Source organism: Oceanobacillus sp. FSL K6-3682, from assembly GCF_037976165.1.
Classification (GTDB): domain Bacteria; phylum Bacillota; class Bacilli; order Bacillales; family Amphibacillaceae; genus Oceanobacillus; species Oceanobacillus sojae.
Map to the genome: position 1 here is coordinate 1,037,298 of NZ_CP150263.1, position 18,753 is coordinate 1,056,050.

Genomic DNA, 18,753 nt, shown 5'->3' on the forward strand with positions numbered 1-18,753 from the left:
ATTATAAAGGATTTGTCAACTATCGTCATGATAGAAGCATCCTGATAATTAAATGTTTCAACGAAAATGTTTGCTTCATTACAAAATTAATCAATAAGAAAGCTTTTCAAAAGTATATTTTTCTAATTACTTTTGATAAAATGATTTGGTAGTAACGAAAGATGAAGGAGAAAAAGAATATATGGAGTGGAAAAATTTTTATCGTGGTTTTATTATGGGATCGATTGAGGTTGTTCCTGGCATAAGTGGTGGAACAATTGCTGTGCTATTAGGAATTTATGAACAGTTAATTGGAGCTATAGGCGGTTTCTTTAGTAAAGATTGGAAAAAACACCTTGTCTTTTTAGCCCCTTTAGGAATAGGTATGGTTATAGCTATATTTTCATTTGCTAAAGTAATTGGCTGGCTTTTTGAAAATTATCCGATTCAGACACAATTTTTCTTTTTAGGGTTAGTAATCGGGGTCATTCCTTACCTGTATCAAAAGGCAGAAGGAAAAACAAAATTTCAAACAAAGCATTATCTTATGCTAATCGTTGGAGTTATTATTGTAAGTGCTTTGGGAATTTTAAACCCGAGTGAAGGACAGGTTATTCAGGATATTGATACAAGCACATATATTTTATTATTTGTCGCAGGTTTTATCGGCAGCAGTGTAATGATTATCCCTGGTATCAGCGGATCAATGATGATGTTACTAATGGGGGTCTATCCAACCATTATTGCTGCAATTAACCATTTTCAATTCTCCATTATTATTGTAACAGGATTAGGGATTGCACTTGGATTTATTATTATGAGTAAAGTTATTGCATACTTTTTAAGGAATTATTTCACCATAACCTATGCTATTATTATCGGATTTGTTATCGGTGCAATCACTGTTGTCTTTCCAGGGATCCCAGTGGGGGCAGGAAATATTATCGTATCCGTACTTTTATTTATAGGCGGATTGATTGCAGCCTTGGCACTAGGAAGATTAGAATATAAATAAAACAAGGATTGGAGAGATAACGATGCAGTCAATTAATACAGAAGCAGAATTTCAAGAAATTATTCAAAGTGAGAAACCCGTAATTATTAAATTCTTTGCAGATTGGTGTCCGGATTGCAAGCGGATGGATATGTTTATCGGGGAAGTAATGGAAGAATTTGAGAACTATGATTGGTATGAAGTAAATAGTGATGAAGTATCTGGTTTAGCTGAAAAATACGAAGTAATGGGTATTCCAAGTATTCTTCTATTTCAAAACGGTGAGAAAATAGCACATCAGCATAGTGCGTATACCAAAACACCAGATTCTGTTATAGAATTTTTAAAACAACAATTAGGCTAAGCGATTCATACATTGAAATAAACTGTCTCCAAAAGATATTGAACGAATATGCAGTTCTGCTTTATTATGAAGTAGAACTATTTACAAAGGTAATTGTTCAAGCAGCTATTGGTGACAGTTTTTTTGTACAATCATTTATTATCTGGGAGAGAAGGGGGCATGACCAATGTCAGAACGAATCCTAATTGTTGAGGATGAACAAAAAATTAGCCGTGTTTTGCAATTAGAATTAGATTATGAAGGCTACGAAACCACCGTTGCATCAAATGGCAAACAAGCTTTGGAATATTTAGAATCCCAAGAGTGGGGACTTGTTTTATTAGATATTATGATACCTGAATTAAGCGGCTTAGAAGTATTAAGAAGAGTCCGGAGGCAGGGGAATGAAACGCCTGTTATTTTATTGACTGCCCGCGATGAAGTATATGATAAAGTGAATGGTCTCGATCTTGGGGCAAATGACTATATTACGAAGCCTTTTCAAATTGAAGAATTATTGGCCCGTATTCGAGCTAATTTACGAAAAAAAGTCCAGGTTGGACCGGGTAACGAGACATTGCAGATGGGGGATTTACAAGTAGACACAGCAGCACACGAAGTTACCCGTTCAGGAAATATTATTGATTTAACCCCGAGAGAGTATGATTTATTAGTATGTTTATTAGAAAATAAAAATAGAGTACTTACACGTGAACAATTAATTGAAAAGGTCTGGGGCTTTGATTACTTTGGTGAAACGAATGTGGTGGATGTATATATCCGTTATTTGCGCCAAAAGATAGATAAAGGATATGATAAGGCGTTCATTCAAACAATCCGTGGAGTAGGCTACTCTATTAAGGAAGGAAACCAATGACGTTACGTAAAAAGATTATCTTATTTACTTCTGTTTTTATGTTTTTAGTGATTGTTATTTCACATACTGCGATTTATTTTCTCTTTTACCGATCAGCTTCTGATGGAGAGATTGACCAACTTCATATACAGGCTGACGCCTTAGTACAAGCCATTGCAGAAAATAACTCCTTATCGGAAGAAGAAATGGGGGATCTATTAAAAGCTTACCTGCCAGCGAACGGAATCATTCGAATTATAAATGAAACAGGAAACGATGTTCTGCCCGTGCAAGTAAGATCACAGCGTTATGCGGACTTGAGAATAAACTATACAACAACAGAAACAAGCCGTATTGTTCAAGATGATACTGAAAGTCATTTTGCAATTATTGAAAAACCAATTATTTGGAAAAATGGAGACATTGTTACTGTTCAAATAGCGAATGAATTGGTCTATTTAGATGAAACAATAGGGTCATTAACATACGTTCTTCTCTTTTCTAGTGCTGTGCTATTGATTCCAACAGTTATAGCAAGTATTGTCCTGAGCCGCTTTTTATTAACGCCTATCCAAAAATTAAAGGATACGATGCGTCGGAATATCCATAATAAAAATTGGCAGAAGATAGACGTTGAAAAACGTTCCCGAGACGAAATTTATGAAATGGAAATCACATTTAATGAAATGATAGATTCATTAAAAGAAAACTTTGAGAAGCAGGAAGCCTTTGTATCCAATGCTTCCCATGAACTGAAAACACCTATTCAGATTATAAAAAGCTACGCACAGCTCATTGAACGTCAGGGGAAGAGCCGGCCTGAATTACTGGATGAATCTGTAGGGGCAATTGATTCAGAAGCTGATCGGATGCAAAAGCTTGTAGAGCAGCTGCTTTTATTAGCAAAGCATAAGAACGAGAATAAGAAGCAGGAAGTAAATATACGAGAGATAGTAGAGCAAGTTATTCAGACCATTCAAAATGCCTATCCCGAGCGGAGAATTCAGCTTGATGCAGAGAAAGGAAATTATAAAATTCATGGAAATCTAGATCAATTAAAGCAAATCCCATATATATTAATTGAAAATGCTTTGAAATATAGTGAAACTGACGTTCTTGTATCAATGTATTCGGATGCAGGGAAGAGCTTCATTCAATTTAAAGACTTTGGAGAAGGTATTGCATCTGAAGAGCAGGAGAAGATTTTTGACCGTTTTTATCGCGTTGACCGGGCGAGAAATAGAGAAACAGGCGGAACTGGTCTGGGACTGGCTATTGCTAAAGAAATTATTGAAACACATAGCGGGAAAATTACCGTGGAAAGTGATGTCGGGAAGGGCTCAACGTTTACTTGGGAGCTGGGAGAAAAACATTAACAATAAATACAAAGAAGGTTTTTCTGCAAAGTTTTGGGAAATATCACGTTTCAATAAGCTTATTAAGTAAAGAAATACTGGTCATTCTCATCAAATTCTAATCTAATTGCCATGCTTTCATAAAAAATGCCGTTTATACTGTAGGAAAGGGGTGATATGACGTGCGTAAGAAAATGATATGGATGATTGGTACGCTGGCTGCTCTAATTATCGTTGGTTTAACTGTATACCAGACAACTGCTACAACCTCCAGTCCGGATCTTAATTCGGAAGAGATTATCGAGCTTGTTAATATCCAATATCCTGGTCAGCACTCGGAACCGGAACTGAGTGTTGAAAACGGGGAGCCGGTATATCAAATGGAAGTCACACAGGATCAGGGCGTGTATTCCTTAAAGCTGAATGGAGATACCGGACAGGTGATTGACTTAACAGCTGTAGAAAAAACAGCAACTAATAATAAAGAAGACGATACAGAAAAACAAGAGAATACTGCTGAGGAAAATCCAGAAGCTGATGATTCAGAGTCTGACGAAGGAAAAACGGAGAATAAATCTAATAAACAAACGACAGAAAATGATGCGATGCTAACACATGAAGAAGCTAAGGAAATTGCTCTCAAGGAATTTCCGGGTAAAGTAACAGATCTGGAATTGGATTCGGATGACGGGGTTTATATTTATGAAATTGAAATTGTTAATGGAGAAGATGAGGCATCGATTGAGATTAATGCATATACAGGGAATGTAGTAATGATAGAAATTGATATAGATGATTAATAAATATACTTTTGAAAAGTCTGGATGAATTCAAAATTCTGCGCTTAGAATTTAAATTCATCCAGATTTTTTATTAGCTGTCAGCAATAATATCAAGAAAAGAGTAAAAGCCTGCAGACAACGATAATTGAATTGATAAATGCTTTCATGTAATTCCTGATAATCAGCCTGGGACAACTGTTATTATAATGGTGAAATTTACATTTGGCAGGAACAAAACTATATTTAAAACGATAAAAAGCTCAGGCCCTCCATTTTAATTTCCTGATCATACATTTCTCATGAAATTCTAATCTTGCTCAAATGGTGTTGTCATTATTACCGGATAAGATGTAATTAATAAGAAATAAGGAGGAAAAATAAATGAATAAAAAAATTGGAATAATTGCTGGCACGGTTGTATTAGCAGGAGTTGTCGGTACAGGAATTTACCATACAGAAGCATCAAGCTCGAAAGAAGGGGAGCTGCAAATTGCTGCAGTAGAAAACGTAACAATTGAAGATGCAACTAAAAAGTTAGAAGAAGCATATCAAGGAACAGTTAAAGAAATAGAGTTGGATAAAGAAGGAAATAAGTTATATTATGAAGCAGAAGTTATCGTTGATAAACAAGAATATGATGTGGTAATGGATGCTGAATCAGGAGAAGTTGTCTATGAAGAAATTGACGACAATTATAGAAATAATGATGACAGAGATGACGATGATAGAAATTGGGAAGCTGGACAACAGGAAACAAATGGAGAAAATAACAATAAAGATAATAAGAGTAATCTGATAGCACAGGAGAAAGCCATTGAGATTGCGAAGCAGGAATTTGATGGAGAAGTCGTACAAATTGAATTAGATTTTGATGATGGCAGATATGTTTATGAATTGGAGCTTGTTAATGGACAGCAGGAAGCTGATATTGATGTCCATGGAGAAACTGGAGACATTCTTTCTTTAGAAATAGATTATGAAAATGACTGATAATAACTATAAAAACACCAAAGTTCACCACTTTGGTGTTTTTTCTATGGAGCTAGGAAAAGGAGCGCCGGAATCCTTTGGAATACCCAGAAAATGGATTGTCTTTTCAGGCGAAAAAATGTGCTAAGTAAGTTTTATACATAAAAAAATAGGGTAACTAAAAATAAGTGAATATAAAGTAGGAATCGGTAGGAGGATTTTTATGAAGAAGGTTACATTATTTGTCAGCGAAGGCAGCGAGGCATCTGATAGGGTAAAGGCATTTCTAGATAAAAATGATGTTACCTACGAATTAAAAAATGTGACGAAAAATAAAGATTATCTAAAAGAATTGCAGGAAATGAAGGTTTTTGGAACACCGACAATTTTTATCGATGGTAAGAAAATAGAAGGAAATCAGGAAAATAAAATTCTTTATGAATTAGGGTTAAAACAAAATTTAAGTGATGATAATTTTTCTTTTGAGGATGTGTTTAAATATAGATAAATGGTTTGCACTTATAAGCCTTCTATTGCATAAAATGGCAGTAATCTTAAACTTAAAAAGGCAGAAGAAGGTGATAGATGTGCAACAACGACCATTAAATCAAAGGCATACTTTCCCCAACGGATTGAATAGAGATAATCCTTATATACCAGCTTCTTCAAATATAAACCAGCGAAATACGAGGCAAGAGTTTTCTCCATACGAATTATTTTCAAAGCCGGAATTACCCACACAATATTTGATGTCTCAACAGCAAAGTCAGTCACAGCAGAGCATAAACGGCGGAGGAGCAAATGAGAGCAATCCATTGAATTTTGACACAGTGATTAGCAAAGTTGGGCAGATAGCAAGTACTTACCATCAAGTTTCTCCCATTGTAAAGCAGTTTAGCACCTTTGTGAAAGGATTTATGTAGGTATATATCAACAAATTCAAGAGATGATAAGGTTATCCTCCTGAAATAGTTATCTTAGGAGGAAATTCCTTTAAGAAGATGTTCAAAATTGGCCGAAGGATAAACGGAAATAAAATGATCTTCTACTAAAACCGCCAAGTCGTACGGACAGCGCAGAAGTCATTATAGCCGTTCATGCCTTCATTTTCAGAGTCAAATACATGCCATTTTTGAACATGCACTTTAAAGTGTAAATTACGAGAAGGAGTAGAAAATCATGATTGGATGTTTAATTATTCACGGGTACACTGGAGGGCCCTATGAAGTGGAGCCATTAGCAAATTATTTAAGAGACAACACGGATTGGCATATTGAGGTGCCAACCCTGCCGGGACATGGCACAGAGTTAAATTTGGAGGACGCTTCTTATGAGAGCTGGATTCAAGCAGCTGAAGAAGAGCTCCAAACACTAATCAAACAGTTTGAAACAATTTATGTTATCGGATTTTCTATGGGGGGGATGATTGCCTCTTATTTAGCAGCAAAGTATAAAATTGACAGGCTTGTGCTCCTGGCTACTTCAGGAAAATATCTATGTTTAAAGCAGCTTGGCCTGGATGCTGCTGCAGTAATTGGTGATGGACTGCGAGGCCATTTAAAAGAAAATCAGTTATTTAATCACTATAAGAAAAAAATGGGGGTTGTACCGTTAAAAGCACATTTTGAGTTTATGAAACTTGTCCGTTTTACACGAAAATATCTGGACAAAGTGCAATCGCCGGTATTAATTGCTCAGGGGCAACTTGATGGAATGGTGCCTTATAAAACAGCATACTATTTAGATAAGTTAATTCACTCTGAAAAAAAACAAGTTGTCTTTTTTGAAAGATCCAAACACTTAATTTGCCTGGGTACCGATAAAGACACATTAAACAATATGATTTATGGTTTTCTGACGGAAGCACCTGCATAAAAGAAAGGCCGGGACAAAAATCCCGGCCTTTCTTCAATAATAAAAATATAAAACAGAAACTGGAGTGGGCATCTTTTCAGTAAGGGAGTCACTGTGTTAAATAACAAGTGATTTTCTCCTGTATTATTTTTTAAAGAATGAAATAACCAGGGCCCCTTCTCCGCCATATGTTGAAATGAGCGGACCGGATTCCTCTAAAATAACATCATAAAAAGCATATTTGCTGCGAATTTTTTCTAAAACATTCATAGCCCTTTCTTTATCCCGGCAATAGGTCATTGTAATGATTTTATTTTCTGTATCCTCTGCATACTCCCCAATTTGATCAATGAACCGCTGCAATGACTTCTTTTCCCCGCGTACTTTTTCAACGACATCAATAGCACCCTTATCTGTCGCTTTCATAAGCACTTTTATATTTAATGTTTTTGCAATTTTTCCTTTAATTTTCTCTAAACGTCCGCCTAAAACAAGATTATCTAAACTTTTTAATACAAATAAAGTAGTTGTCTGTTCAATGCGTTCTGTTAAATGACTGACAAGTTCGTTAAATTGGTACCCTTCCTTTATTTTTTTATTAGCTTCATGTATAAGCAGGCATATCCCGCAGGAAGCAGTTTTTGTATTAAACACCTCAATAACACGATCAGGTTCTTCCTCTAATAACATGTTTTTTCCTGCTACTGCATTTGAATAAGTACTGCTTATTTCACTTGATATACTTAACATCAGAATTTTCTTCTCAGGTGAAATCTTTTTATACGCTTCATAGAAATCGGAAGGGCTGGGCGCTGCTGAACGCGGTACCTCTCCCAAATTCTTCACTTTCTGATGAAATAATTCGATATCCATCGTTTGTCCGCAAGTGTACTGACCATCACTAAAATGAAGGTACAAAGGAACAATTTCTACGTGAAGTTTGTTTTTTAAGAATACGGGTAAATCAGCAGAGCTGTCTGTCATTAATTGAATTGTCATTGCTTCACCTACTTTATGAGTATTTATTTATAATTCTTTGTTGAAATGGTAATCTTTTTTTTCCGTGAAGTGCTGAGGATAAACAGAAATAGTCCGATTACAATTATAGTCCCCCCAAGAAACTGGGCCCAGGTCGGTGCTTCATTTAAAATAAGAAAAGCAAGGATACCCGCTCCGACAGGTTCAAATACAATTGCCATAGAAATAGTAGACGTGCTTAACCATTTTAACGACCAGTTAAAAAGAGAATGTCCTAAAAAGGTTGGTATAATCGCCAAAGCGATAAAAATCCACCAATGGCTGGCCGGGTAAGAAAAGAAGTTTTCCTGCTGTATTATATTAAAAAGTGTTAAGGTAACCGCACTGATACTATAGACTATAAATGTGTAGGTAATCAGAGAAACATTTTTCCGCACATGCTGACCTGATAAAAAATAAGTAGTTACAGCAATCGCTCCGAGTAAAGCAAGCATGTCCCCGTATAGTACGTCTCCAGATAATTGAAAATCTCCAGAGCCTATAATCAATCCACCGAGTAAAACAATAAATATGCTGATGACAGCTCCGGATGAAAAACGTTCGCCAAAGATAAAGTATGTTCCGATAAAGGCCAGGATTGGCTGGAGTGATATAAGCACAACGCTGCTGGCAACAGAGGTATGATTTAATGATTCAAACCACAAAATAAAAAATAAAGCAAGAAAGACACCGGCAAGAATAGAGAGGCCCCAATTTTTAGTGGTAATACGTTTAAACTCATGCTTATAATGAAATAAAATAAAAGGCAATAAGAGTAAAGCAGCAAATAAAAGACGATAATTTGCTATGATGGAAGCAGATGCTTCTGAAGCAAGCCGGACGAAAATTGCTGATGTAGATATAGAAAAAACCCCAATAACAACTGCTGCTTTAGGGTTGAACGCGGACTGACGCATGGTGATAACTCCCTTTTCGCATTTTCATCATTATGTATTGTTCTTCTTGATAGAATTACTTGTTCAACGCGAAGAACTGTATGTGAGCGTATACTGTATTTGTAATAAACTTCATTGATAAAAAGAGCAGTCTCTATATAAAATGAAGCTGGAAATTCCTAGTGCACACGCATACATACCCAATTATATTTTATCATGTTACGAAAAAAAAATCATTTTAATCTGTGCACTGGATATCTGACTTATAAGTGTGGTATGATTAAGGGAGCATTTTTATAGAGGCCTCTTACCTTATTAAAATTGGTTATGCCTTTTTTGTACTTTAAACGTTGATAATGAATACGCACATGAAATACGTTATTCGTTTAATTGCTGATGTGGAGTGAAATATTCATTCAATCAGCAATTTTTAGGTAGTAAATCAGTAAATATGATAAAACGAAGCTTCATTCAGTGAAGGAATTAAATTTTTCTTCCACTGAAGATAAGTTGAGTGATTCAGGGAGACTTACCTCCTGTTTAAATTAAGAAGGAACACAAGTTGAGACTTTTACATTCTGGGAACAGGATTACTTGTCCCATCGAAAATATTTGTGATTACTCTGCCATTGAAGACACTTGTGTGACCAACAATCCTAATTGACTCGAGATGGAAACTTTATGGACAATTACCCATAATAAATTTATATAAAAGCAGAATGGTGTAAATAACTCTCTGCTTGTTTGTCCGGGTGACTCAGGAATTTTACTGGTTTGTATAATATGATGAAAAGTATGAGAAACTCTTTATAAGGCCTCTTTTGCAATAAAAAACAAAAAGGAGTCGACGATTACGTGACTAAATTTAATGAACTAGGTGTTTCTGCGCCAATAATGAAAGCTTTAGAAGAAATGGGGTTTGAAGAAGCAACTCCTATTCAGGCAGAGACTATTCCATATGCGCTAGAAGGAAATGATGTAATTGGACAAGCGCAAACTGGTACAGGGAAAACCGCTGCATTTGGTATTCCATTAATTAATAAAGTTAATCCCAAGCTGAGGAAGGTACAAGGCTTAATTGTTGCGCCTACGCGTGAGCTTGCTATTCAGGTAGCTGAAGAGATCAATCGTCTAGCTAAATTCAAACGTATACGGGCACTTGCAATCTTCGGAGGATCTCCAATGGACCGCCAGATTCGTGCATTAAAAGATGGCCCGCAAATTGTGGTTGCAACACCGGGACGTTTAATGGACCACATGCGCCGCAAAACAATTCGCATTGATGAAGTGCATACAGCAGTTCTTGATGAAGCAGATGAAATGCTTAATATGGGCTTTATTGATGATATCCGTGAAATTTTAAAAGGTATTCCTGAAGACAGACAAACATTGCTTTTCTCTGCAACCATGCCTAAAGAAATCCGCGATATTGCCACTACGCTTATGAGAGAACCAAAAGAAGTAAAAGTAAAAGCAAAAGAAATGACAGTGGAGAATATTGATCAGTATTTCATTGAAATTCCTGAGAAATTCAAGTTTGAAACGCTGAATAATCATTTGGATATTAATTCTCCTGAATTAGCTATCGTTTTTGCCAGAACAAAAAAACGTGTGGATGAAATTACAGAAGGGCTTCAAGCAAGAGGCTACCGTGCTGAAGGAATTCATGGAGATTTGACACAGGGTAAACGTATGTCTGTATTGAATAAATTTAAGCAGGGACGTGTAGATGTTCTTGTTGCTACAGACGTTGCAGCCCGCGGATTAGATATTTCCGGTGTAACACATGTGTACAACTTTGATATTCCTCAGGATCCCGAAAGCTATGTTCACCGTATCGGAAGAACTGGAAGAGCAGGAAAAACAGGGGAAGCTATTTCCTTTATTACACCAAGAGAAATGGCTCATCTAAGCTTGATTGAAAAAACAACAAAAAGTAAAATGAAGCGTCTGACCCCGCCTACAAATCAGGATGCACAACGCGGACAGCAACAAGTAACTATTGATAAAATGAAAAAGGCAATTGATCAAAAAGATTTGAAGCCTTACTTTGATGCTGCAAAGGAATTATTAGAGGATCATGATTCTGTTACAGTTGTTGCTGCTGCAATCAGCATGATGACAAAAGAAAGAAGAGATACACCTGTACGTATTTCTTCGGCAGCACCAATCAGCGTGAAAAAAGCTAAAAGCTCAAAAGATAATAACCGTCGTAACAATAACAAACGCTATTATGGAGGCCGTGGACAAGGCGGACGTAATCAAGGCGGCAGAAATCGCAAAGGGAAAGGTAATTTCCAGCGTAAAAGACGGGATGACCGTTAAGAATAAATAATAAAGACAATAAAAAAGCATTGGCCAGTGTATCATACACCAGCCAATGCTTTTTTATATTTTCTTATTGAGAAAGTTCAGCCAATGCCTCGCGGTCAGCAATAATCGTTACATTTGGATGTTTTTGTAAAATGGAAGCCGGAAAATCTTCCATTACTGGGCCATTTACCAATTTTTCTAATGCTTCTGCTTTTTTTGATCCAGATACTAACAGAATAATTTGTTTGGTCTGCATAATAGAATCAATACCCATCGTGATAGCTTGTAATGGTACTTCATCAATGGAATCAAAGAAGCGGGCATTGGCATTTCGAGTCGACTCATCCAAGTCAACAATATGTGTTTGGATGGAGAAGGGGGTGCCTGGTTCATTAAATCCGATATGCCCATTTAAGCCGATTCCTAAGATTTGAATGTCAATACCGCCGGCTTGTTGAATGGAAGCTTCATATCGGCTGCATTCTTCCTGTAGATCCTCTGCATCCCCATTAGGCAGGTTAGCTTGGTTATCTTTTAAATCAATATGGTCAAATAGAAGCTTATGCATATAATAGTAATAGCTTTGGTCATTGTCTTTGGAGAGCCCGACATACTCATCTAAATTGAAGGTTGTAACGTCCTTGAAGGAAACGTTGCCCTCTTTGTGCGCTTTAATAATTTCTTCATATAGCCCTTCTGGTGTTGAGCCAGTTGCCAGACCGAGCACACTGTCTGATTTACTGTTTATCTGTTCTATCAATTTTTTTGCAGCAAGCTCACTCATTTGCTGATAATTTTCTGCTTGGATAATATTCATTATTTTTCCCCCTCGTCTTTAATGTTGAATAGAAAATATTATTTATCTTCATTGTACAGTTTGTTCAACGCTTCTGCCACTGCTTAGTTATACTCTTTGTTTTTTAATGTGTGTTACATTGCAAGTGCAGCTGCCTGCAGTAATGAAGCCGATAACATGGTTTTTATTAAGATTTTATAATTACCTAAAGATAATTTTAATCTTGTTATGTTTTATTCAATTTCATTATAGACATAAATAACGGTAATTGTACATATATTTTTGTAAATTTGTAATAACAAATTTTATAAGGGTTTTTCTATTATAAAAAATATTAGATTTATCAGGAAGTAAGCTGGAATATTAATTGTTATATTTGTATTATTTATTTCGCTTGGAATAAAATATATTTTATGAATCTGGCCAGAAGGTTTACTGATATTTCTATATGGTAAATAAATTCAAATACCACTGGATAATCACCTCTCCAAGAAAATAAGCAAGGATAGATCCGAAAGCAATGAAAGGTCCAAAAGGGAAGGGTTTATTCCGTTGAATCATTCCAAAATGTATTAAAATACTGCCGATTAATGCTCCAGAAAAACAAGCCAGCAAAAAGGCTGCAATGACATGAGACGGTCCTAATACAATGCCGAGTACAGCCAATAATTTCATATCTCCACCCCCCATCCCTTGTTTATTCCATAAGATTACAATAAAGATAATCAGGAATCCGGTAAGTCCTCCTGCCACAGAGTTCCACCAGGGATTCAAAGGTTCTATTATACGGAAGAGAATAAAAGCGGGAAGGTAAAAAGCAAGCAGTTTATTAGGAATTAACATATAACATAAATCAGTTATGATAATTATAATCAATAATGACATAAATAAAAGGGAAAGAAGCAGTTCTGGAGGAGAGGCTGCGTGCAGGTAACAGAGGACAAAAAGAAAGCCTGTAAAAACTTCTATCAGCGGATATAATGAGGAAATTTTATAGCGGCATTTCCGGCAGCGGCCTTTTAAAAGGATATAAGATAGAATGGGAATATTATCATACCACGCAAGCTGACAGCTGCAGGAAGGACATTTAGAGCGCCCGTGAGTAAATGAGATTTTTTGTGGAAGCCGAATGCCTACGACCATAAAAAACGAACCAAAAATGATTCCAAACAGGAAAAAAATCAATGAAGTGCAGATTTCCATAAGAAACCTCCTTTATTTAATTTGGGGGAATTACGAGGTGAGATTATTATAGCATAAAGGGGAGGTTTGTTTACATATGTTTCAAGTTTTCAATAAAATAAAAAAAGCTGAGCATGAGAAAATACCATGATCAGCTGAGTGTTTTAATGAAATCCTATAATATATTTGCCTGTCCTAATAACCATAAAACAGCGATAATACCTACAACTATCCATAGCATATTTTTTCGGATAACCTCTGGCATCTTTCGTTTTTTATTCCAACGGTCTGGATCAAACTGCGGTCCATTGTCGTCATCTGCATACTTTCTTTTCCTCGGTCGCGGACGTGCCCATGGAGAATAGCTTTTCACACCAGCGAGGAGAAGCGGAGCGTAGATAAAACCGCTGAATAAACCAAATAAATGTCCTAATATACTAATATTGCTTCTTAAAAATGTCATCACCAGTCCAATGGCTACGATCACTCCGACGATTTGAATGCTGGATTGATCGATTAAATCTTTGCGGAAAATAGACATATAAACGTAAATCCCAAATAAACCAAAAATTGCTCCGGATGCACCTAAATGTGCGTAGTTAGGTGATTCTATCAGGTAGATAATAACATTTGCTGTAACAGCCGTACCAAGATAAGCTAATATAAATTTGATTTTACCAAGCATCTGCTCGAGGGCAGGGCCAAACAATACAAGCGAAAAGGAATTAAACAGCATATGCATAGCTCCGGCATGAAGAAAAACAGGCGTAATCAGCCTCCACCATTCTCCGGCTGCAATAGCGGCATTAATCCCTATCCCGTAAAATCTTATTTCATTGCCAATTCGTAAATTTAAAAAGTCGATAATAAACCAAAATAATATATTGATCCCGACAATAATTGTTACAACGGGATATAATTGAAAAAATTCCTTTACGCTCCGTTCCGTTCTGATAAACATAGAGTGCCCCCTCATAGTCAAAGCTTTCAAAGTGAATAAGATATCCTATATAATATAATAAGAAATAATATAGATTATGACCATTAAAAAGGTGTTTTCATACATGGAATAACTTTTAGGAGCAGTGAAAATGATACTTGGAACAGGGATTGATATCATCGAATTAAAAAGGGTTAAACGGCTGCTGGAGAAAAATGACCGATTTTTAGAGCGAGTGTTAACAAAAGCAGAACAAGAAAAAGCAATGGGTTTAACTGCCCATCGTCGCGTGGAATATGTATCAGGTCGATTTGCTGCAAAAGAAGCCTTTGCAAAAGCAAATGGAACAGGGATAGGGAAAATAGGCTTTCAACAAATCGAAATTAAAAATAACCTCAATGGAGCACCTGAAATGCAGGTAGTGGGCATGGAGGATATACATATCCACTTGTCTATATCCCACAGCAGGGAGCACGCGGTTGCACAGGTTTTATTAGAGAAGAAATAAGCTCTTAAAGAAAATAAATACAAACAGGAAATGCATAAACGCATAGTTTGTCTCATATATTTTATTGCGGTAGGAGGGAACAAAATTGTATATTGTTACCGCGGAAGAAATGTACAGGGTTGACCGGGAAACAATTGGTACGATTGGACTTGATGCAAAAATACTCATGGAGAATGCAGGTAGAGAAGCAAGCAGGGAAATAGAGAAAAGGATATCCAAAGAAAATAAGATCGTTATTTTGATTGGCAGCGGAAATAATGGCGGAGATGGGTTTGTCATTGCCCGTGTACTTTTAGAAGCAGGTTATCCTGTCAAAACAATCCAGGTTGCACCAGATGAAAAAATAACAGGAGATGCAGCTTATCATAAGAAAATTTATCGTCAATTTGGCGGCCGGGTCGAGCAGTATCAAGAAAGTGTATCAGAAACTGTTTTAAAGGAAGCGGATGTTATTATTGATGCAATGCTTGGTATTGGTGTACGCGGTGAATTAAGAGGAGATATACTAACTGCAGTCAGACAAGTGAATGAAAAAAATGCTTATGTTATTTCCATTGATATACCGAGTGGTCTGCCAGCAGAGGAAGGCTCTCCGGTTTTTCAAGCAGTCAAAGCAGATGCAACGATTATGATTGGTGCAGTAAAGCAATCAGCAGTCTGTCAGCATACGTCCTCTTATTTTGGAGAATGGATTATAGCTGATATCGGATTTCCTCAAAGTCTTTTTGAGAAGCAAACAAAAAGACGCTTGTGGACCACATCCAGTTTTCAGGAGTCTTTTCCAAAGCGGGAAGAGAATTCACATAAAGGAGATCATGGAAGAGGACTGATTATAGGTGGCAGCCAGTTTATGCCAGGATCTGTTTTAATGACGACGAGGGCAGCACTGAGGACTGGAGCAGGTTTATTAACGACTGCATCAGTAAAAGACGTTATTTCTATGATTGCTGGGAATAATCCGGAGGCTATGTATATCTCTACTACAGAAAAAAATGGCTATATTGCTGGAATCGACAATATTGACTTGTCCAGTTTTGACGCGATTGCTGTTGGAATAGGTATAGGCAGAAGGGAAGAAACCGGAAAAGAAATTATTCCGACATTGCTCAGGTATAAAGGGCCAATCGTTGTCGATGCTGACGGTCTTTACCATCTGAAATCGTATTTAACAGATTTTGGAGCAAGACAAGCTCCGCTTATTTTAACACCGCATCCTGGCGAACTTGCAGCATTGATGGATATATCTGTTTCTGATTTATTGTTGGAACCTTTCCGGTACAGCGCTGATTTTGCAAAGAAATTTAACTGCTATCTTGTGTTAAAAGGAAAGCATACGATTATTACTGACCCGAGAGGAAACCAGACAGTCGAATCGAGCGGGAATCCAGGACTTGCCAAAGGCGGCAGTGGGGATGTATTGACCGGAATGATTTTAGCTATGATTATGCAAAGTAAATCTTTTTTTGCAGGGATAAATAATGCTTGCTTCCTGCACGGAAAATCTGCAGACTTACTAGTCCAAGAAAAGCACTCGGAACAGGATTTGCTTGCGGGAGATGTTATTCAAGGTATTCCGAAAGCAATCCGTACATTTTCTTAAACACGGTGTGAATTTTTCATAAAACAAAATGTTCCCTCTGTTAATTGAGACAAGGGAGATATGCTAATGATAAAGAAACGTTTTTTCGGTGTCGTTTTACTATTAAGTGCATTGGGTCTGCTGCTTTCCGCATGTGGAGAAAAAACACAGGAAGATGTTGTGGGAAAATTGCAGAAGGCAGTTGCGGATTTAGACGGTTATAAAGCGACTGCGGATATGACGATGAATACAAGTGATCAAGAACAAACTTTTTTAATTGATATATGGTATCAGGCAGATGATCAATATCGAGTAAAGCTTGAAAATGAAGCGGAGCAGAACGAAATTCAAGTAATCCTAAAAAATACAGATGGTGTCTTTGTGCTAACGCCGGCATTGGAGAAAAGCTTCAAATTCCAATCAGAATGGCCGGAAAATAGCAGTCAGCCGTATTTATTTCAATCACTTGTTAATGATGTTGTAAGTGATCCAGAGGCGCAATTTGAAACAACAGAAGACCATTATATTTTTAAGACAAAGACAAATTACCAAAGTAACAATAATTTACCAGCTCAAGAAATCTACTTTGATAAATCCAGCTATACTCCAGTGATGGTCAATGTTTTAAATCAAGATGGCGAACCGTTGGTTAATGTGACTTTTCATGGCTTTGATTTAGACGCAGCATTTGAAGAAGATGATTTTTCAATGGAGAAAAATATGGAAAAAGAAGCAGATGATGAAGCATCCGCCTCAGAAGAAGGTGAAGCAGTAGAAACAGCAGCTCAGGAAGTACGGACACTGTACCCGACATTTACAGCTGGAGCAGAGGTGGCGGAGAAGAAAGAGGTAGCTTTAGAGGATGGCGAGCGCATTATCACAACCTTTGAAGGAGAGAAAAACTTTACGCTTGTTCAGGAAATCAGAGAAACCGCACCGGCTAGTGCAGCTCCTGAAGAAGTGGATGGGGATATTGTAAATCTTGGTACTACAGTTGGAGCCTTGGAAGGTAACACATTAAAATGGACTTATCAAGGCGTTGATTATCAACTGGCAAGTACGGAGCTGACTAAAGAAGAAATGATTGAAGTAGCACAATCTGTTCAAGGACAAACAATAAAATGATACGGTTATATATTGGCAGGCTTCGTGTGAACGGGCCTGCTTTTGTTATATTACGGCTTCGTTAAAGCTGGCTTAAAATAAGTGTTTGAAAGTATTCATCGATGAAGAAATCTGCTGCTTGTCAATTGGCTCAATCTCGAACATTGTCTTATAGAGGTATGATTTTAACATATTGGCATATAATTAATAGACAGGTATTTATTTCGTTGAATAGATAAATCGAAGTATTATATCTGCACTATATTTATTTGAATTGTAAAATGATGCGTTTATTTTTAACAAAAACACAAATATTTTCCGTAATTAATCCTTGTAATTAGTATGGATTTTTCTGAAGCAGCTGCTGTAAAGCTTAAAGAAACATAAAATTATATGGTAAATAATGTTTTTTAGCGAAAGGGTAAAATATTATTTTTTTATACTTCAAATATTTTAAATACCACATAAATTAAGGTTTAAAACGACAAATTTACATGATTTTTTTACAAATTCGCCATAACCCCTTTGCAAAAGTAGGCTCACAATGCTATTATGATATTAAATTTAATAATGAACGTTAATTGTTGGCGGGGGTGCTTGATTTTGGCTGAAAATAAAGAAGAAATCATGGTGAAAATACCGAAAAATTTATTGAGTGAGGTGGATGGGTTAATGAAATATGAGAATAGCTCCGACTTAAGCGATTTTATTTGTGAAGCAACTCAAATTTATTTAAACCATAAAAAAGAAGAACACCTCCAGCGTTTTCATGAAACGATGCAACGTGGATATGAAGAAATGGCAAGAATTAATCTGACGATTGCTTCAGAGGCTTTTCAAGCTGAAGAGGAGGCTGAAATAACTCTAGAGCGCTCCGTGATCGGGGTGTAACACTTGTGATCGTTCAAAGAGGCGAGGTTTATTTTGCTGACTTATCCCCTGTGGTTGGTTCGGAACAGGGTGGTGTACGACCAGTTCTTATTCTCCAAAATGATATCGGTAACCGATTTAGTCCGACTGTTATTGTAGCGGCTATTACAGCTCAAATCCAAAAGGCTAAATTACCGACGCATGTTGAGATCGATGCAAAACGTTATGGGTTTGACCGGAATTCAGTCATTCTGTTAGAACAGATCCGCACATTAGATAAGCAGCGATTAACTGACAAAATTACAAAGCTCGATAAAGAAATGATGGAAAAAATCAATCAATCATTAGAAATAAGCCTTGGCTTAAGAGATGTGTACAGTAATAATTAATAATTTCATGATAAATAGATAAAAAAG

20 protein-coding genes are annotated in these 18,753 nt (G+C 36.6%); 15 read left to right on the forward strand and 5 right to left on the reverse strand.

Annotated features, from left to right (window positions below):
• The first annotated feature begins 181 nt into the window (after positions 1-181).
• The 9 genes from MHH51_RS05300 to MHH51_RS05340 all read left to right on the forward strand — a co-directional run bounded on the left by MHH51_RS05300 (position 182) and on the right by MHH51_RS05340 (position 7,153).
• Complete coding sequence (locus MHH51_RS05300; RefSeq protein WP_339284869.1) at positions 182-994, forward strand: DUF368 domain-containing protein; 813 nt, start codon at positions 182-184, stop codon at positions 992-994.
• 22 nt (positions 995-1,016) lie between these two features.
• Complete coding sequence (locus tag MHH51_RS05305) at positions 1,017-1,337, forward strand: thioredoxin family protein (RefSeq protein ID WP_147211160.1); 321 nt, start codon at positions 1,017-1,019, stop codon at positions 1,335-1,337.
• 166 nt (positions 1,338-1,503) lie between these two features.
• Positions 1,504-2,193 carry a response regulator transcription factor gene (locus tag MHH51_RS05310; RefSeq protein ID WP_147211159.1) on the forward strand — a complete coding sequence of 230 codons (690 nt, stop codon included), beginning with the start codon at positions 1,504-1,506 and terminating at the stop codon, positions 2,191-2,193.
• The gene (locus MHH51_RS05315) at positions 2,190-3,548 is read left to right on the forward strand and encodes a HAMP domain-containing histidine kinase (protein WP_147211158.1); all 1,359 of its coding nucleotides are present in this window, start codon (positions 2,190-2,192) and stop codon (positions 3,546-3,548) included. Before MHH51_RS05310 ends, MHH51_RS05315 begins: the two co-directional genes overlap by 4 nt.
• Positions 3,549-3,709: 161 nt before the next feature.
• Entirely contained in the window at positions 3,710-4,327 is a 618-nt protein-coding gene (locus MHH51_RS05320; RefSeq protein WP_339284872.1) for a PepSY domain-containing protein, read from the forward strand.
• A 363-nt stretch (positions 4,328-4,690) separates the two neighbouring features.
• Complete coding sequence (locus MHH51_RS05325; RefSeq protein ID WP_339284874.1) at positions 4,691-5,299, forward strand: PepSY domain-containing protein; 609 nt, start codon at positions 4,691-4,693, stop codon at positions 5,297-5,299.
• 202 nt (positions 5,300-5,501) lie between these two features.
• On the forward strand, positions 5,502-5,786 hold the full coding sequence (locus MHH51_RS05330; protein WP_339284876.1) for a glutaredoxin: 285 nt from the start codon (positions 5,502-5,504) through the stop codon (positions 5,784-5,786).
• A 79-nt stretch (positions 5,787-5,865) separates the two neighbouring features.
• Positions 5,866-6,201: a YppG family protein gene (locus MHH51_RS05335; RefSeq protein WP_246145173.1), complete on the forward strand. Its 336-nt coding sequence runs from the start codon at positions 5,866-5,868 to the stop codon at positions 6,199-6,201.
• A 256-nt stretch (positions 6,202-6,457) separates the two neighbouring features.
• The gene (locus tag MHH51_RS05340) at positions 6,458-7,153 is read left to right on the forward strand and encodes an alpha/beta fold hydrolase (RefSeq protein WP_147211153.1); all 696 of its coding nucleotides are present in this window, start codon (positions 6,458-6,460) and stop codon (positions 7,151-7,153) included.
• A 123-nt stretch (positions 7,154-7,276) separates the two neighbouring features.
• Here MHH51_RS05340 and MHH51_RS05345 read toward each other — a convergent pair whose 3' ends face one another.
• Positions 7,277-8,131, reverse strand: a complete 855-nt coding sequence (locus MHH51_RS05345) for a DegV family protein (protein ID WP_339284878.1) — start codon at positions 8,129-8,131, stop codon at positions 7,277-7,279.
• 23 nt (positions 8,132-8,154) lie between these two features.
• Positions 8,155-9,066 carry a DMT family transporter gene (locus tag MHH51_RS05350; protein WP_147211151.1) on the reverse strand — a complete coding sequence of 304 codons (912 nt, stop codon included), beginning with the start codon at positions 9,064-9,066 and terminating at the stop codon, positions 8,155-8,157.
• 834 nt (positions 9,067-9,900) lie between these two features.
• Between MHH51_RS05350 and MHH51_RS05355 the strand changes: the two genes are divergently transcribed.
• Positions 9,901-11,370 carry a DEAD/DEAH box helicase gene (locus MHH51_RS05355; RefSeq protein WP_147211150.1) on the forward strand — a complete coding sequence of 490 codons (1,470 nt, stop codon included), beginning with the start codon at positions 9,901-9,903 and terminating at the stop codon, positions 11,368-11,370.
• Positions 11,371-11,443: 73 nt separating this feature from the next.
• Here the strand turns inward: MHH51_RS05355 and nagB are convergent, their stop codons facing one another.
• The 3 genes from nagB to MHH51_RS05370 all read right to left on the reverse strand — a co-directional run bounded on the left by nagB (position 11,444) and on the right by MHH51_RS05370 (position 14,297).
• On the reverse strand, positions 11,444-12,175 hold the full coding sequence (gene nagB, locus MHH51_RS05360; protein WP_339284879.1) for a glucosamine-6-phosphate deaminase: 732 nt from the start codon (positions 12,173-12,175) through the stop codon (positions 11,444-11,446).
• Between the two features lie 423 nt (positions 12,176-12,598).
• Positions 12,599-13,357 (reverse strand): prepilin peptidase, encoded by a 759-nt coding sequence (locus tag MHH51_RS05365; RefSeq protein ID WP_339284880.1) that lies wholly within the window; start codon positions 13,355-13,357, stop codon positions 12,599-12,601.
• A gap of 154 nt (positions 13,358-13,511) precedes the next feature.
• Positions 13,512-14,297: a rhomboid family intramembrane serine protease gene (locus MHH51_RS05370; RefSeq protein WP_147211147.1), complete on the reverse strand. Its 786-nt coding sequence runs from the start codon at positions 14,295-14,297 to the stop codon at positions 13,512-13,514.
• A gap of 130 nt (positions 14,298-14,427) precedes the next feature.
• Here MHH51_RS05370 and acpS point away from each other — a divergent pair, with 130 nt between their 5' ends.
• The 5 genes from acpS (at position 14,428) to MHH51_RS05395 (ending at position 18,726) form a co-directional block, all read left to right on the forward strand.
• Positions 14,428-14,784: a holo-ACP synthase gene (gene acpS, locus MHH51_RS05375; protein WP_147211146.1), complete on the forward strand. Its 357-nt coding sequence runs from the start codon at positions 14,428-14,430 to the stop codon at positions 14,782-14,784.
• An 85-nt stretch (positions 14,785-14,869) separates the two neighbouring features.
• A complete protein-coding gene (locus tag MHH51_RS05380) occupies positions 14,870-16,384 on the forward strand; it encodes an NAD(P)H-hydrate dehydratase (protein ID WP_339284882.1) in 1,515 nt (504 codons plus the stop codon).
• 66 nt (positions 16,385-16,450) lie between these two features.
• The gene (locus MHH51_RS05385; RefSeq protein WP_339284884.1) at positions 16,451-17,488 is read left to right on the forward strand and encodes an outer membrane lipoprotein carrier protein LolA; all 1,038 of its coding nucleotides are present in this window, start codon (positions 16,451-16,453) and stop codon (positions 17,486-17,488) included.
• 582 nt (positions 17,489-18,070) lie between these two features.
• Positions 18,071-18,358, forward strand: coding sequence for an antitoxin (locus tag MHH51_RS05390; protein ID WP_077604383.1), 288 nt, complete (start codon positions 18,071-18,073; stop codon positions 18,356-18,358).
• A gap of 5 nt (positions 18,359-18,363) precedes the next feature.
• Entirely contained in the window at positions 18,364-18,726 is a 363-nt protein-coding gene (locus MHH51_RS05395) for a type II toxin-antitoxin system PemK/MazF family toxin (protein ID WP_042532419.1), read from the forward strand.
• The last annotated feature ends 27 nt before the right edge of the window (positions 18,727-18,753 follow it).

Bases quoted from the DNA above. Each gene is read 5' to 3' on its own strand.
- MHH51_RS05300 (WP_339284869.1), top strand. From the start codon at position 182: ATGGAGTGGAAAAATTTTTATCGTGGTTTTATTATGGGATCGATTGAG.
- MHH51_RS05305 (WP_147211160.1), top strand. From the start codon at position 1,017: ATGCAGTCAATTAATACAGAAGCAGAATTTCAAGAAATTATTCAAAGT.
- MHH51_RS05310 (WP_147211159.1), top strand. From the start codon at position 1,504: ATGTCAGAACGAATCCTAATTGTTGAGGATGAACAAAAAATTAGCCGT.
- MHH51_RS05315 (WP_147211158.1), top strand. From the start codon at position 2,190: ATGACGTTACGTAAAAAGATTATCTTATTTACTTCTGTTTTTATGTTT.
- MHH51_RS05325 (WP_339284874.1), top strand. From the start codon at position 4,691: ATGAATAAAAAAATTGGAATAATTGCTGGCACGGTTGTATTAGCAGGA.
- MHH51_RS05330 (WP_339284876.1), top strand. From the start codon at position 5,502: ATGAAGAAGGTTACATTATTTGTCAGCGAAGGCAGCGAGGCATCTGAT.
- MHH51_RS05340 (WP_147211153.1), top strand. From the start codon at position 6,458: ATGATTGGATGTTTAATTATTCACGGGTACACTGGAGGGCCCTATGAA.
- MHH51_RS05345 (WP_339284878.1), bottom strand. From the start codon at position 8,131: ATGACAATTCAATTAATGACAGACAGCTCTGCTGATTTACCCGTATTC.
- MHH51_RS05350 (WP_147211151.1), bottom strand. From the start codon at position 9,066: ATGCGTCAGTCCGCGTTCAACCCTAAAGCAGCAGTTGTTATTGGGGTT.
- nagB (WP_339284879.1), bottom strand. From the start codon at position 12,175: ATGAATATTATCCAAGCAGAAAATTATCAGCAAATGAGTGAGCTTGCT.
- MHH51_RS05365 (WP_339284880.1), bottom strand. From the start codon at position 13,357: ATGGAAATCTGCACTTCATTGATTTTTTTCCTGTTTGGAATCATTTTT.
- MHH51_RS05370 (WP_147211147.1), bottom strand. From the start codon at position 14,297: ATGTTTATCAGAACGGAACGGAGCGTAAAGGAATTTTTTCAATTATAT.
- acpS (WP_147211146.1), top strand. From the start codon at position 14,428: ATGATACTTGGAACAGGGATTGATATCATCGAATTAAAAAGGGTTAAA.
- MHH51_RS05385 (WP_339284884.1), top strand. From the start codon at position 16,451: ATGATAAAGAAACGTTTTTTCGGTGTCGTTTTACTATTAAGTGCATTG.